The organism is Emergencia sp. (assembly GCF_048465375.1).
GTDB lineage: Bacteria > Bacillota > Clostridia > Peptostreptococcales > Anaerovoracaceae > Senimuribacter.
Window position 1 is genome coordinate 17,561 of record NZ_DBFWLQ010000006.1, and the last position, 14,645, is coordinate 32,205.

A 14,645-nucleotide genomic window follows, 5' to 3' on the forward strand; every position below is an offset into this window, starting at 1 on the left:
TAACTGTAACATTTATAATTACAGAAAATGATAACTGTAAATACAAAAGTAACAGATTAGGAGGATAGAGATGAAAAGATTTAAAAAAATTGCTGCCGTATTGGCCGTGATGATGATTGCTGTGCTGACCATGGCCGCCTGCGGAAGTGAAAAGCAGGACGTGGCGCCTTCAGATCAGAGAACCAGCGCCGGTTTTGAAAATTTTGAAGGTGAGATTTTAGGCGGCGGCGTGGCAGCTGAAGACATTTTTACAAAAGCAGACCTGACCATGGTCAACGTGTGGGCGACCTATTGCAGCCCATGTATCGAAGAGATGCCGGATCTTGGTAAGATCGCCAAAGAGTACAAGGACAAAGGCTTTCAGATCGTGGGCATTGTCAGTGACACCTATGATCCCCAGGATCCAACAGCCAAAGACATCGTAGAGCAAACTGGCGCAGATTATACCCACATCGTGCTGAATACAGATTTGATGAACGGCCCTTTGCAAGACGTCCAAGTCGTGCCGACCACCTTCTTTGTCGACAAAGATGGCAATAAGGTAGGCCAGACGATTACTGGCTCCAAGAGCGAAGAGAAATGGAAGAAAATCATCGATGATCTGCTGAGCCAGATTTAAGAGGAGGCGTTATGAAAAGAACTTTACTTGGAGGCGTGATAGCAGCTGCAGGCATCGCATTCATCATCATCGGCGCCATGCGGGGAGAGATAGGAACGGTATTTATGAAAGCGACAAAAATATGTTTGGAGTGTATTGGAATTGGCTAAGGAGATAAGAAAAGCAAAAGACAGAATGCGGCTGTGGGTGCAGATTGCTTTTACGGCCATTACCAATGGATATTTAATCGGTTTCATACAGGGCAAAATTTATACGGGACCGGCAAAGAATCTCTGCGTGCCGGGACTTAACTGCTATTCCTGTCCGGGAGCCCTGGGGTCCTGCCCCATCGGTTCGCTGCAGGCTGTCCTCGGCAGCAGAGACTACAAGTTTTCCTTTTATGTCCTTGGATTTCTGCTGCTGTTTGGCTCGCTGCTAGGCAGATTCGTCTGTGGATGGCTCTGTCCTTTCGGCCTCGTACAGGATCTGCTCTACAAGATTCCTTTTGTAAAGAAGAGAAAGAATCTGCCGGGACACGGGGTACTCAAGTGGTTGAAATATATGATTTTAGTTGTCTTTGTAATTTTGCTTCCGCTGTTTGCTGTGGACCTTTTTGGTCAGGGAAAACCCTGGTTTTGTGAATACATCTGCCCCAGCGGAACTCTGTCGGGAGGAATTCCGCTGGTATTAGCCAGCGAACCGCTGCGGCAGACCATCGGTTTCCTCTATGCTTGGAAGATGGCAATTCTCGTCCTCTTAGTGATACTGTCAGTGATCGTTTACAGACCGTTTTGTAAATATCTGTGTCCACTGGGTGCTGTATACGGCCTGTTTAATCCGATTGCCTTTAAACGATTTGAGGTTGATCAGGAGAAATGTGTGAAATGCGGCAAATGCCAGAAGGTCTGCAAGATGGATATTAAAGTATGGGAAAAGCCGAACAGCCTGGAGTGCATCAGGTGTGGCGACTGTATCAAAAGCTGTCCGACTGGAGCTTTGAGGAAAGGAAAGAAAAATGACTAGTGAATTTACGATAGCAGTGCATGCGCTGGTGTTTTTAAATCATAAGGGTGAGACCCTGGACAGCGAAACACTGGCGGAAAATGTCTGTACGAATCCTGTTCGTGTCAGAAAAGTGATGGCAAAACTGAAAAAGGCCGGTTTTGTTGCCACAAAAGAAGGTGTAAGAGGGGGGTATTCCATGGCCAAGGATGCGAAGGAGATCAACTTGTGCCAAATTGGTGATGCCTTGGACGTGGATTTTGTTAAAGCCTCTTGGAAGTCGGGTAATCCGGAGATGAACTGCCTCATTGCTTCTGGTATGGCGGGCATTATGGATGGAATTTACGAGGAACTCAATGAGGGGTGCAGGCGTGAATTGGAACGTATAACAATTGATAACATAAACAACAAAATTTTTAAGGAGGACTAGATCATGAAAAAGTATGATGCAATTATGATTGGATTTGGAAAAGGCGCAAAAACCCTGGCAGGGAAGATGGCCGCTAACGGCAGCAAAGTGGCTATGATTGAAAAGGATGCCGGCATGTACGGAGGTACCTGTATCAATGTAGGCTGTATCCCGTCCAAATCTCTGGTGAGAAGTTCTGGTCTGTCTGCACTGGATGAGAAAGCTTCTTTTGAGGAAAAAGCCGAAAAATATCGTCTTGCTATAGAGGAAAAACGCCGTGTGACCAGTATGCTTCGCGGCAAGAATTACAGTAAGCTGGCCGATCATCCTAATATTGAGGTGATTTTAGGCGATGCCTCCTTTGTTTCTAATAAAGTCGTGCAGATAGAGGCAGACGGTGAGACTTTCGAAATTGAAGGAGAAAAGATTTTCATCAACACAGGCGGTACGCCGGTGATTCCGCCGATTGAAGGCTTGGCGGGCAATCCTTACGTTTATACCAGTGCGACTTTGATGGATCTGGATCAGCTTCCGCAGCACCTGGTTATCATCGGCGGCGGCTATATCGGACTGGAGTTTGCGTCCATGTACTCTGGTTTCGGTGCAAAGGTTTCGGTCGTACAGGACGGGGAAACTTTTATACCGAGGGAAGACAGAGATATCGCAGAGGCGATCAAAGGTGCGCTGGAAGCAAAAGGTGTCAGCTTCTACCTGGGAGCAAAGACGGAGAAGGTAGAGACTGGCGAGGGCAGAGCTGTTGTCAGATTAAACTGGCAGGGGCAAGAGGTGGCTCTCGAGGCGGAGGCAGTATTGGCTGCCACGGGAAGAAAAGCGAATACGGCAGATCTGCAGGCTGAGAAGGCAGGCGTAGAACTCGACAAGCGAGGCGCTGTCATCGTAGACGAAAAGCTGAAGACGACGGCGGAGAACATCTGGGCTATGGGCGATGCCAAAGGCGGACTGCAATTTACATATGTTTCCTTAGACGATTTCCGTATCATCTGGTCACAGATGAACGGCGGGCAGTATTCTCAGGCAATCAGAAAGAATGTGCCATATAGCGTCTTCATCACACCGTCCTTCTCAAGAGTGGGCTTGAACGAGGACGAGGCGCGAAAAGCCGGTTACAACGTAAAAATCGCCAAACTTCCTGCCGCAGCAATTCCAAAGGCACAGGTGCTGAAGAGTACGACAGGCCTGCTGAAAGCCGTCATCGATGCTGATACAAACCAGATTTTGGGCGCGATGCTCTTCTGTGAAGAGTCCTATGAAATGATCAATATCGTCAAGCTGGCAATGGATCTAGGCGCAGATTATCACGTATTAAAAGAGCAGATCTTTACACATCCGACCATGAGTGAGGCACTCAACGATTTGCTTGATGTATAAAGGATATTGATGTGAAGGGTTATCAGATTAACTGATTTTAATCCCCCACTATGCATCAGCCTAAACGGCGCAGAGCAATAATGCTCTGCGTCGTTTCTTCACTTAGGGGCAGACTTCTCTAAACGAAAGACACTGTGGTGAATTGTGATTGCAAAATCTGCAAAATCATGGTAATATATTACATGTAAAATACAGAGGAGGGCAGAACAGTGACAGACAAGGTTGAACGAAAATCCCTGGTAGATCAAGTGTACAATCTGATATTGAGGAAGATTCAGAGGCGGGAACTGGTTCCAGGAGACAGACTGAATATAGAAGAACTGGCAAAGGCCTTTGACGTCAGCAGAACACCAGTCAGAGAGACCATCAATCGCCTGATTCAGGAAGGTTTTGTGGAGCAAAAACACAATGTTGGTCCCAGCATTATCAAATTGGATGAAGAGCAGGAGAGAGATTTGATAGAAGCCAATGCCTATCTCTTTGATATCGTGATTGATACTTATCGGCAGATGGACAGTCTCGATGGTTTGATTGCGGATTTGGAAGAAATTGTGGATGAACAGTCCAGAGCCTATGAGGCGCAAGATGACAACGGCTTTCACGAAGCGTCAGTAGGATTTCATAAGGTGATGATTGATTATTGTACTAACCAGACCATTAGAGAGTGCACCAAGAAAACCCAGAATCAGATTAACATGTGCACTTTCGCATATCTGGCGGTTATTGAAAATCGCAAGTTGAGTATTCAGGCTCATACTGCCATCAAGAATGCGCTGAAAATAAGGGATATTGACAAGGCACAAGAGCTGATGAAGGAACACAATCGGTTTTCAGAAATTGGGTATATGACAGAGAAAAAATAATTTATTGAAAAATTTCAGTCGAATAATAGGGACTGAAATTTTTTTACACAAAAACATATTGCATATTACATGTAATATGTTATAATTAAGAAAAGTCAGAAACTTGCGAAAAGAGTACAGGAGGTTCATTATGGAGAAAAGTTTATATTATCCGCTGAAGGAAGAAGGTCTCACGACTTTGATGCTACGTTACGACTATCGTACAGATCGGGAGTACATCATCGCAGCCAAGGAATGGGATAGCGATATTGAGTGGAGCAATTTTAATAAGACATTTTATGCTGACAGCCTTTTGACAGAGAACGACATCAGGCTGAACAACAGAGAGACGAGAGCCTTGATTGATAAGTACGGCCTTACAGACTATCTGGAAGAAGTTTTTAATCTGCTGAGAAGGGGGAAGTTTTTCGGACTGGACTGCTACTATTACGACAGGAAGGACATGCGCTTTACGGCCAACTTACATAGTGTCGTCCTGGGTGTCAATAACAAAGATCATGCCCTCTATACAGGAGGCATCCGGCGCCATGATCGCGATGAAGAGGAAATCGAAGTCATCATCGACGGTCTGAACCTGGGCCGCGCCCAGAGTCACAAGAATGTGGCATCTCAGATTCCTTACGGAGGCGGTAAAATTACTGTGGTTGCTGATGAAGCTGATTTGAACGATACAGAGGAACTGGGTTTCCTGGCTTTTGCTCTGGATAGGGTGAAATTTTTTACTGGCCCGGATATGCGTTATCCGATCGAACTGGCAGACGCAATGGCACCTTATTCGGCATATATCACGGCAGGTCCTTCTAATCCTATCGGTTCCTCCGGTAAACCGACGGCTTGGGGAGTGGAGTGTGCTCTGAAGGAGGCGGTAAAATTCCAATTTGGCAGGGACTCTTTAGAGGGATTGACTGTGGCGGTCATGGGCTTGGGCTCTGTGGGGTACGCACAAGCCGAATATCTGCTTAAAGATGGGGCGAAGCTGATTGTAAGCGATATCAATCCCCAGATGGCAAAGAAACTGAAAAATCAATATCCAGAAGCAGAAATCACCGTGGTGGAAAACGAAGAAATCCTAAATGCAGAGGCGGATATCCTCTGTCCATGCGCTGTCGGCGGCTTTCTCACCGAAGAAGTGATTCACAAGTTGAAATTTAAAATGGTCTTTGGTGCGGCCAATAACCAGCTCCACGCCAGCAACAAAGAAGAAGAACTGCGTCTGGCGAAGCTTTTGATGAATCGCGGCATCTTGTATCAAGAGTGCTGGGTTCAAAATATCGGCGGCGTGATGAGCGGAGCGGAGATGTATACCAAAGGTGACAAGGCCGACAAGAGAAAATTGATGGACAGAGTGGAGAAGGTCTGCTCAGAAATTACGAGGAAGAACTTGAAAGAAGCTGCAGAGAAAGGAATTACGCCGAGTGAGAATGCTTATAACTCTGTGGAGGATCGGATTTACCTATAGGAGGTGACGTCATGGATAAGAAGAGAGATACCTTCAGTTCCAGGCTGGGATTTATCCTGGCGACAATCGGTTTTTCTGTGGGTGTGGGCACCCTTTGGCGCTTTCCATATATCTGCGGAGAATACGGCGGCGGTCTGTTTTTGCTGACTTATATCGTATTGATGTTTGTCGTCGGTATTCCTCTGTTTTCAGCGGAGGTTTCGTTGGGGCTGGCATCTCGCAAAAGTCCGGTAGGGGCGTACAGGGTTTTGGAGAAACCGGGAGCAAAATGGCATATTGCGGGGTATTTCCATATGATTTGCATCGTGCTGGTCATCGGGTATACGATTCCGGTATATGGGTGGATTTTACATTATATTTACGCCACTGCAAAAGGAACCTTTCTTGGTATGGATAGTGGACAGGTGGCACAGTACTTTACTGACTTTTCAGCAAATCACGTATTGGTGTTTGGGTTTATCATGGTCAATGTAGCGCTGACTGCCCTGGTGGTAAAGAATAATTTGCAGCAGGGCATAGAAAAAATTGCAAAGGTCCTGTTGCCGTCCCTGGCGATCATCATGGGTGTTCTTGTTATCGCAGGGTTGCGTCTTCCGGGTGCAGCGGAGGGCGTGAAGTTTATCTTCACCTTGGATTTTGACTCTTTTTCCCTAGCGGGTGTTCTGACGGCCCTGGGACAGACTTTCTTTTCCCTGGGCATCGCCATGGCTGTAGCGATGATCTTTGGCAGCTATCAGAAAGAAGGAGAAATCAACGTGGTGAAGAACTCAGTCATCATCTCTGTCTCGGTCATCTTCGTAGCCGTCATGGCCAGCCTGATGATTTTTCCCATGGCATCGGCTTTTGACCTGGAGATGGCTTCTGGTCCGGGATTGACGTTTATTACTATGCCAAACGTTTTTAATGAAATGGCAGGCGGGAGAATATGGGGAACCATCTTTTATATTGGCTTTTTTATCGCTGCCTTTTCTTCTGGCATTGCGGGTTGGGAAGCGGTCATGGCTTTCATCATGGATCAGTTCCAGGTGAGCCGCTTAAAAGCACTATGGGTCACCTTTGTCTTGGTCATGATAATCGGCGTGCCAGCGCTGTTTTCTGATTACATGTTCAATCTATTTGACATGCTGACCAACAACGTCTTTCTGATCTTGGGATCCTTAGCTATTTCCATATTCACAGGATGGATCTGGGGGATGGACAACATGGCCAGGACATGTGGCTTTAGCAAAGACACATGGATCTATCACTTTCTATCTGTCATGATAAAATACATCTCTCCGATAATCATCGTTATTCTGTGTCTGACGTTATTTGGTGTCATAAAATAAACTTTTGCTGCATATAGTGAAGTGTATGCTAAAATAAATTAGGCGACGTGCTGCTTGTTTCAAAGAACATCGGGCCGGCTGGCCGCGAGCGGCACGTCTTTTTGTGCAGTAACAGAGAAGGGGGCTATCATTTGTACGAGACTGGTGATTTTATAATCTATGGAAACGAAGGCGTATGCAAAGTAGAAGCGGTGGGAATACCAGACATTCCTATCATGGGGAAAAAGAGGCTTTACTACACCCTTTTACCGCAATATCAAGATGGAAAGATTTTTGCGCCGGTAGACACAAAGACCTTCATGCGACATGTGATTACAAAGGAAAAAGCGGAGGAACTGATTGAAGAGATACCGACGGTCAAGGCAGAAATTTATGAGAATAACAATATGCGATTTCTCAGTGAACACTATCAGTCTTTTTTTGAATCCCACAAGTGCAGCGATTTATTAAAGCTGGTAAGGGATGTTTATCTGAAAGAGAGTGATGCCAGAGAGCGCGGGAAAAAATTAGGCCAGGTGGACGAAAAATATATGAGGCGTGCTGAGGAACTGCTGCACGGTGAATTGTCTGTAGCCCTGGGGATTCCGAAAGAAGAAGTCAAAGACTATATAACCAAATCAGTAGAAGGCAAAAACTGAATCACGAAAAAGGGTAACACAGAAGGTGTTTTGATCTTACGGGAGAATACGTCATAGTTGGAATCATTCCTGCTATGGCGTATTTTATTTTGCCTTGACAGTATTTTGACAAAAAATATTTCAAATGATAGAATATCTAAAGAAATATCGCCAGCAAAAAGTTGTGTATAAGGGTAAGGGACTTGCTCTTTGGGAAAGGAGAGGAACTATGGAGGACAGCAAGATCGTAGAGCTATACTGGCAGCGATCAGAAGCGGCTATCTCAGAAACAGCAAAGAAATACGACAAATACTGTAACCACATAGCCTATAACATTCTTTACAATGCAGAAGATGCTGAAGAATGTGTTAACGATACTTACATGAGAGCTTGGAATGCCATTCCGCCTCATAAGCCCAATAGATTATCTACTTTTTTGGGGAAAATTACGAGGAACCTGGCTTTGAACAAATATAAAGGTTACAATACGCAGAAACGTGGTGCGGGGCAGATGGAACTGGTTCTATCCGAGCTGGAGGAGTGCCTGTCCACAAATGGAAAAGTTGAAGATCTGGTGGAAGAGATGGTTCTGGTAGATGCGATCAATGGATTTTTGGCAGGGCTTCCGAAGGAGAGCCGGATGGTATTTGTCAGGCGATACTGGTATATGAATTCGATCAAAGAAATCTCCGCCCAGTTTGGTATGAAACCGAATAAAGTCACTACCATGTTGTTTAGAATGAGGAATGATTTGAAACTTCATCTTGAAAGTGAGGAAATACGCTTATGAAAAGTGATAAATTTTTATCGGCGATAGGCAATATAGACGACGATTTTATTGAAGAAGCGGCGGAATTTAATGTTCCACAGACAAAAAAGCCGCCGAAAAAGCTCTGGCTCAGATATGGCAGTCTGGCGGCCTGCCTGCTGATTGTCTTGTTTGGCTGCGTGCATTTTTGGCCGGCATCAGAACCAGCACCCAGCACAGGCGGCGATGAGCCAAAGACCGCTTTGAACCTGCCAAAATTGACAATAGACACCAATCACTCTTCGAAAGAGGTCAGACCTAAAAAAGCGGCGGACGAATCGTTGCTGAGCGATGGAAGCCCTTGGAGAGAAGACATGGATGTAAAGGAGATGCCTGTATATAAGAATACCATGTACGCCGCCGCCGATGGTGAGTCTGCTCCCGTTGACGAAAAGGAGCTGCAGGATCAGGCACAGGTGGTCGCCGCCAGCCTGGATACAGAGGTACAGGACATCCATTATGACAAGGGAGAAGAAGCAGGCAGCGACACAGACGGAACAGCTGCAGCCACAGCATACAAAGCCACAGCAGTTACAGACATAGGAGAAATCTCTGTAACCAGTGATCACAGTACGATAATCACTTTCTCTCAAAGTGTAGAACTGCCGGAAGAATACCGCTTTCCACCTGCAGAAATGAACAGAGAAGAAGCAGAAGTGGTGACAGAATACTTATTACAAGAATACGGCAGTCTGCTGTCTTTTGAAAACCCAAAGCAAAGTGCTTCAGCCGTATATGATGAGACAGGGAATCTGAAATGGATCATCAATGGCTACGATAATGCAGGAGACAGCAAAGATGAGATCATCAATTACAGCATGAAAAAGATGATTTTCGAAACTGATGAGACAGGAAATCTGCAGTCAATTATTTTGAAGGACAATTTATCCAGCAGTGAAAAAATAGACAGCTATCCCATTATTACTTCGGCAGAAGCGAAGAGGCTGCTGAAAAAGGGCAACTACATCACTTTTGACAATGATAATCCACTGCCAGATACAAAACAGATTGAAAATGTCAACTTAGTCTATTTGACAGGGAATACCTATGAGACGTTCCTGCCCTACTATTCTTTCGATATCAGAACACAGGATGCAGACAGTGAGACGAGCGGTTTGGCGCAATACGCAACTTACTATGTTCCTGCTGTGAAAGGAGAATATATCTCCAATATGCCAAATGCAGCTGAATAAGGTGCATGCCGAAAGGGCCTGTCAGTTACTTGACGGCCCTTTTTCAATGGAATGACTGAACGGTGGGGAAATCTGTTGTGCCCCTTTCAGTGCCGCCTGCATACTATAAAGCTGGGGTGTAATTATGGTAAGAAAGAAAGGCATCGATGTGAGTTTTTGGAATGGAAGACTCACGGAAAAACAATATAGAAGAATAAAAAAAGACGATATCGAGTTTGTCATCGCCAGAGCCGGCGGCTATCGGGGAACGGTGACAGATGGGATGTTTGACAATAATTATAGACAGGCGAGAGCCGCAGGCTTGGACTTTGGCGCATACTATTATTCAACGGCTGTGACTGCAAGGCAGGCGAGAAACGAGGCGCGTCATGCTGTCCGCCTTTGCCGGGGAAAAAGGCTGCAGTATCCGATCTGGATGGACGTGGAAGATCCACTGACTCAGGGAAGGCTGTCTAAACGGGCGCTGACCAGGGTCATCAAAGCCTTTGTCAAAGAAGTGCGCAGACTGGGCCATCCTTGCGGTGTGTACGCATCGTACTATTGGCTGACAGAAAAAATCGGCAATCTCTCGGGGATTGACGTATGGGTAGCCCAATACAATTCTCATACCAATTATAAGCGACCGGCCATGTGGCAGTTTGCAGATAACGGAAGTTTTTCAGGTGTACCGGGACAGTTTGATCTGGACTGGTGCTTTAAGGATTATACGGGAGATCCTGAGCCTGAAGAACCGCCGCGGGAAAAGGAACGCTATCGGGGACCGCTGTCGCTTCCACTTCGAGGTTATTTCAGACGAGGTGACAGAGGACGCAAAGTCAGGGAACTACAGCGTTTCCTCAACTGGTGCGGCAGAGACCTGACGGTAGATGGAATTTATGGCGATAAAACCATTGCCGCTGTAAAATGGTTTGAGAGAAGATATGGTCTGTATGTGGATGGACTCTTCGGTCGAGATTGCCTGAGAAAAGCAAAATCCATCAGAAGATAATCCTTTAACAACATCTGTGCCGGCGGTTTTCCGATTGGCACAGATGTTTTAATTGACGTAATAAAAATGATGTGCTATTCTGTAGAAGATAATTTGTGTTCTTTCTTCGGAAACGAGTTTTACTCTACTGGCGGTACAGCCCGCGAGCATCACGCTAATTCGGTTTGATTCCGAAGCCAACAGTTAGTCTGGATGGGAGAAGAAAGCCTTCGGTTATGTAACTGGATGCGTTTTTCTCTTTTTATTTGCAAGAGAGTAAGAAATCGATTTTTTATTATGTAGGAGATATCGATGAAATCGATATCGACGGAATATCAAAGAACGTTCCTTGCGAAGCGTCGTCTCTTGCGGGCGACATGTGGAAATAGGAATGTTGAAGCCCTAGCCCGATTTACTTTAAGTAAATCGTTGGCAAGTCTCATGCGAAAAGTCCCCAAATCTTGATTTGGCAGACTTGACCGCTTGATTCCGTCATTTCCACGTTTTTTATATGCATCCGTTAAATAAACCTTCTCACTTTTAGATGGGTTTGTCTTCTGGGTGCTTTTGTTTTTTATGCACCGAAATGATACAGATAATAAGAGGCAAATCCAAATTTGTTAGAAAAAGGAGTAATTTTAATGAACCAGCTAAAAGAAGAACGAAATCCATTAGAAACAGAACCAATTACCAGACTCATCGTCAAATACTCAATTCCGACAGCTTTGACGCTGATGGTCAATTATCTGTATAACATCGTCGATCAGATTTTTGTCGGTCAGGGAGTGGGCGTCACAGGAATGGCAGCCACAAATGTAGCTTTTCCACTGACGATTATCGCCATCGCCATCGCTTTGCTGATCGGGGACGGTTGTGCGGCAAATATCAGTCTCTGCCTGGGCCGAAAGCAGCAGGAACTGGCTGATCGAACGGTCAGTCACGCTGTGACTTTGCTCATTGCTTCGGGTGCCGCAATTCTCCTGCTGTGCAGCATTTTGGCGCCTCAAATCGTCACCTTATTTGGTTCCACTGACACAGCTTTTGCATCGTCTCTGATGTATACGCGCACCATCGCCTGGGGGCTGCCGTTTCTGATGTTCAGTTCGGCACTGACAGCCATCATCAGGGCGGATGGTAACCCTCAATACACCATGAAATGCATGATGATCGGCGCGGCCATAAATCTGGTTTTGGATCCGATTTTCATTTTTGTTTTAAAAATGGGTGTCTTTGGCGCGGGAATCGCGACAGTCATCGGGCAGGCGGCAGCAGGTTTGCTCTGTCTTTCTTATGTGAAAAAATTAAAGACCGTACACATCTTAAAATCTGCTTTAAAGCCTACTTGGGAGCTTACTCGGCAGATTTTGGCGCTGGGATTTCCCAGCCTGCTTACGCAAATTATGACGGCGGTGGTGCAGATTACCATGAATAATCTGATGACGATTTACGGTGCACTGAGCATTTATGGCAGTGATATGGCGCTATCTGTCTACGGCATGATGATGAAGGTCTACCAAATTGCCCACTCCATGTTTGTCGGCGTTTCATCAGCTACGCAGCCGATCAACGGTTATAATTTCGGGGCAAAACTTTATGACAGAGTAAAGCAGACGTATAAGCTGGCAGCCGTGATTGCATTGATTGTCTCTGTAGTATGGTTCGCAATCTATCAGCTGTTCAGTAAGCAGATCGGTATGATCTTCGTATCTGGGGATGCTCTCTATGCGGAATGCACACAGCATATCTTCCGGTTATATATGATGGCGTTTTTCCTCTACGGATTACATATGGTTACAGCATCCTTCCTGCAGGGCATCGGTAAGCCTGTCAAAGCGCTGCTGATCCCGCTTTCCCGGCAGGCGATTTTTCTAATCCCGCTGGCAATCATCTTATCGGGCAAATTTGGACTGGATGGTGCTCTGATTGCAGCGCCCATTGCGGATGCACTGGTCTTTGTCTTATCACTGGCCCTTGCGGTAGGGGAGTTCAGAAGTTGGAAACGAGAACAGCTTTCGTGAAAAAGATGATAGGAAGACCTGTCAAAACAAATTCGGTTCATGTAATAGCGGGAATATCTCATAATCTTATCGATTGCGACTTCCCGCTACGAACCTTTGCATGGATTGCAAATGTTTTCACTTTCTGCCACGGTCATTTTGTACTTTTTGACTGGGAAAGTAATCGAAACCGCGCCCCTGATGGACAATGAAACACCGACCTACAGAATTTTTTATATTACAACTAAATAGGGGGCCGTCAAAAAATGTTAAATCATTTTTTGACAGCCCCAGTAGAATTAACTGTCTATTTTGTTCATTTTGACAGGAAGGTATTTTGCATTTAGCAAAGTAGTGAATTTCTGGGATTTGTTTTCCCATGAGGTGGTTGCATATTCATTGGACGCTTCTTCATTAAAATTGTTTCCAATCTGACCGATAAAATGTATTTCGCTCTCACTCGGGTTGATACTACCATCGACATTGGTCTTTATGGTAACACCAGTAACGAGACGTACATGGGTTGGACAGACCAAAGCATCACCAGGTTTTATTTGAGCATATACTTCACTCCATACGTCTTTTCCTTTAGTATAGTTTCCTTCAGATTTGAGATGCGTGATAATTTTAGAGATGTCGTTGATTGTTTGGATTTCGCCATCTTTCCAATAGTAAGTTTTATAGTTACCATAATTACCAACTTTTGTTACATTGATACTAGTCGTATAAGTCGAGTTATTTCTGTGGTATGATACCGCTGAATTATTCAGGGCATCTAAAAGAATGCTTGTACCATCATATATATACTTGGTAGAGGTAGAACTCTTATCCGGCTTCTTCGACCCTTTCATAAAATCATCAGTATACGAAGTCAAGCCACCATTTCTAGCAGCGTATCTCCATGAGTAGCAGGTGGCAGATGAACAATCCACACCCTTTACTGTGCGGTATGTCCGGCCATTGAGTGTTTGGGATGTATCACCTAGCCTGACGACATATGGCTTTGCGTCAATGTTGCTAAACTCTCTGTAAACTTGTGAATAAGGGACTCCGTAGCGTTTGATAGGATTCCCGTTTGCATCATCTCGTTTAAGATGAACCAGTCCGGTCAGTACTCCGTTGCTGATTGTTTTTGCATAGTAGAAGTCCTTTGCGTTTAATGTCCATTCCACTTCGGACAGGTCTTGCATCTTGGTACAGGCTAATGCACGCATTCCTGAGGCAACGTAGGTTGTAGTCCCGTCTTTTGTAACAGTATAACTATCTGCAAAAGCTGCAGCAGAGAAAGCTGCAGTGAATAATAGACACATCACTGTTACTATAACCACTTTCCTTAATAACCTATTTCTTTTCATAATAATTCTCCTTAACTGAATAAAATATTTTGTACACTATAATATTACTTATAAAAAATATAAAATCAATACTAAATCGAGTATTGTTGCAAAACACATACAAAATGTCGTGATTACAGACTGCATCCAGATAGGGGGCATAATAATAAAAGCCGGGGTTCTTCCCCGGCTGATTTTGTCTATGTTGTGCCTTGTAAAAGGACTATAAAAAAGTTCACATTTTTAACACCAAAAACGTTTTTCTCTTCATTGATTAACGAAGCAAAAACCTCCTGTAACATTGAATTTTCAAGATTTGCAGGAGGTTTCCTATTGGTATCGCCTAGGGGAGTTACGCAGTCTGCCTGCAGACTGCCGTCCTGCACAGCCTTGTACAGGCTGCTTGGACCGCTCGCTGTGAACCCTTCCACCGGAAGGGTTCGCCTACGCTCACGCCCTTTCGGGTTCGACGCCCCTAGGCTAATAGAGCGCAAGAAAAAAACGAACACCTAAAGGTATTCGTTTTTTCTTATTGGTATCGCCTAGGGGAGTCGAACCCCTGATTCAGCCGTGAGAGGGCTACGTCTTGACCACTTGACCAAGGCGACATATTAAATTTTACATCTCTTATTGAAATCTCACGATATTTATTATATACTTAATGTTAACTGTTGTCCAGTA

The 14,645-nt window shown here is 45.0% G+C and carries 14 protein-coding genes and 1 tRNA gene; 13 read left to right on the forward strand and 2 right to left on the reverse strand.

Annotated features, from left to right (window positions below; translation table 11 throughout):
- Positions 1–70 precede the first annotated feature (70 nt).
- The 13 genes from ACMQ5W_RS04405 to ACMQ5W_RS04465 all read left to right on the forward strand — a co-directional run bounded on the left by ACMQ5W_RS04405 (position 71) and on the right by ACMQ5W_RS04465 (position 12,651).
- The gene (locus tag ACMQ5W_RS04405; RefSeq protein ID WP_419023706.1) at positions 71–619 is read left to right on the forward strand and encodes a TlpA disulfide reductase family protein; all 549 of its coding nucleotides are present in this window, start codon (positions 71–73) and stop codon (positions 617–619) included.
- A gap of 11 nt (positions 620–630) precedes the next feature.
- Positions 631–768, forward strand: a complete 138-nt coding sequence (locus ACMQ5W_RS04410; RefSeq protein ID WP_419023708.1) for a CD1871A family CXXC motif-containing protein — start codon at positions 631–633, stop codon at positions 766–768.
- Positions 769–793: 25 nt separating this feature from the next.
- The gene (locus ACMQ5W_RS04415; RefSeq protein ID WP_419023846.1) at positions 794–1,621 is read left to right on the forward strand and encodes a 4Fe-4S binding protein; all 828 of its coding nucleotides are present in this window, start codon (positions 794–796) and stop codon (positions 1,619–1,621) included.
- On the forward strand, positions 1,614–2,030 hold the full coding sequence (locus ACMQ5W_RS04420) for an RrF2 family transcriptional regulator (protein WP_148493257.1): 417 nt from the start codon (positions 1,614–1,616) through the stop codon (positions 2,028–2,030). The genes ACMQ5W_RS04415 and ACMQ5W_RS04420 overlap by 8 nt, the downstream gene beginning before the upstream one ends.
- Before the next feature lie 3 nt (positions 2,031–2,033).
- Positions 2,034–3,398: an FAD-dependent oxidoreductase gene (locus ACMQ5W_RS04425; protein ID WP_419023710.1), complete on the forward strand. Its 1,365-nt coding sequence runs from the start codon at positions 2,034–2,036 to the stop codon at positions 3,396–3,398.
- 209 nt (positions 3,399–3,607) lie between these two features.
- On the forward strand, positions 3,608–4,261 hold the full coding sequence (locus tag ACMQ5W_RS04430) for a GntR family transcriptional regulator (protein ID WP_419023712.1): 654 nt from the start codon (positions 3,608–3,610) through the stop codon (positions 4,259–4,261).
- Between the two features lie 130 nt (positions 4,262–4,391).
- Complete coding sequence (locus tag ACMQ5W_RS04435; protein ID WP_419023714.1) at positions 4,392–5,720, forward strand: hypothetical protein; 1,329 nt, start codon at positions 4,392–4,394, stop codon at positions 5,718–5,720.
- Between the two features lie 11 nt (positions 5,721–5,731).
- Positions 5,732–7,048, forward strand: a complete 1,317-nt coding sequence (locus ACMQ5W_RS04440) for a sodium-dependent transporter (RefSeq protein ID WP_419023716.1) — start codon at positions 5,732–5,734, stop codon at positions 7,046–7,048.
- 131 nt (positions 7,049–7,179) lie between these two features.
- Positions 7,180–7,686 carry a CarD family transcriptional regulator gene (locus ACMQ5W_RS04445; protein WP_419023718.1) on the forward strand — a complete coding sequence of 169 codons (507 nt, stop codon included), beginning with the start codon at positions 7,180–7,182 and terminating at the stop codon, positions 7,684–7,686.
- Between the two features lie 208 nt (positions 7,687–7,894).
- A complete protein-coding gene (locus tag ACMQ5W_RS04450; RefSeq protein WP_419023720.1) occupies positions 7,895–8,455 on the forward strand; it encodes an RNA polymerase sigma factor in 561 nt (186 codons plus the stop codon).
- Positions 8,452–9,666 carry a hypothetical protein gene (locus tag ACMQ5W_RS04455; protein ID WP_419023721.1) on the forward strand — a complete coding sequence of 405 codons (1,215 nt, stop codon included), beginning with the start codon at positions 8,452–8,454 and terminating at the stop codon, positions 9,664–9,666. Before ACMQ5W_RS04450 ends, ACMQ5W_RS04455 begins: the two co-directional genes overlap by 4 nt.
- Before the next feature lie 124 nt (positions 9,667–9,790).
- A complete protein-coding gene (locus ACMQ5W_RS04460; protein WP_419023723.1) occupies positions 9,791–10,654 on the forward strand; it encodes a GH25 family lysozyme in 864 nt (287 codons plus the stop codon).
- Positions 10,655–11,274: 620 nt separating this feature from the next.
- Positions 11,275–12,651 (forward strand): MATE family efflux transporter, encoded by a 1,377-nt coding sequence (locus ACMQ5W_RS04465; protein ID WP_419023725.1) that lies wholly within the window; start codon positions 11,275–11,277, stop codon positions 12,649–12,651.
- Positions 12,652–12,929: 278 nt separating this feature from the next.
- Here ACMQ5W_RS04465 and ACMQ5W_RS04470 read toward each other — a convergent pair whose 3' ends face one another.
- Positions 12,930–13,985: a hypothetical protein gene (locus ACMQ5W_RS04470; RefSeq protein WP_419023727.1), complete on the reverse strand. Its 1,056-nt coding sequence runs from the start codon at positions 13,983–13,985 to the stop codon at positions 12,930–12,932.
- A 512-nt stretch (positions 13,986–14,497) separates the two neighbouring features.
- Positions 14,498–14,572, reverse strand: a tRNA-Glu gene (locus ACMQ5W_RS04475).
- Positions 14,573–14,645: the final 73 nt, after the last annotated feature.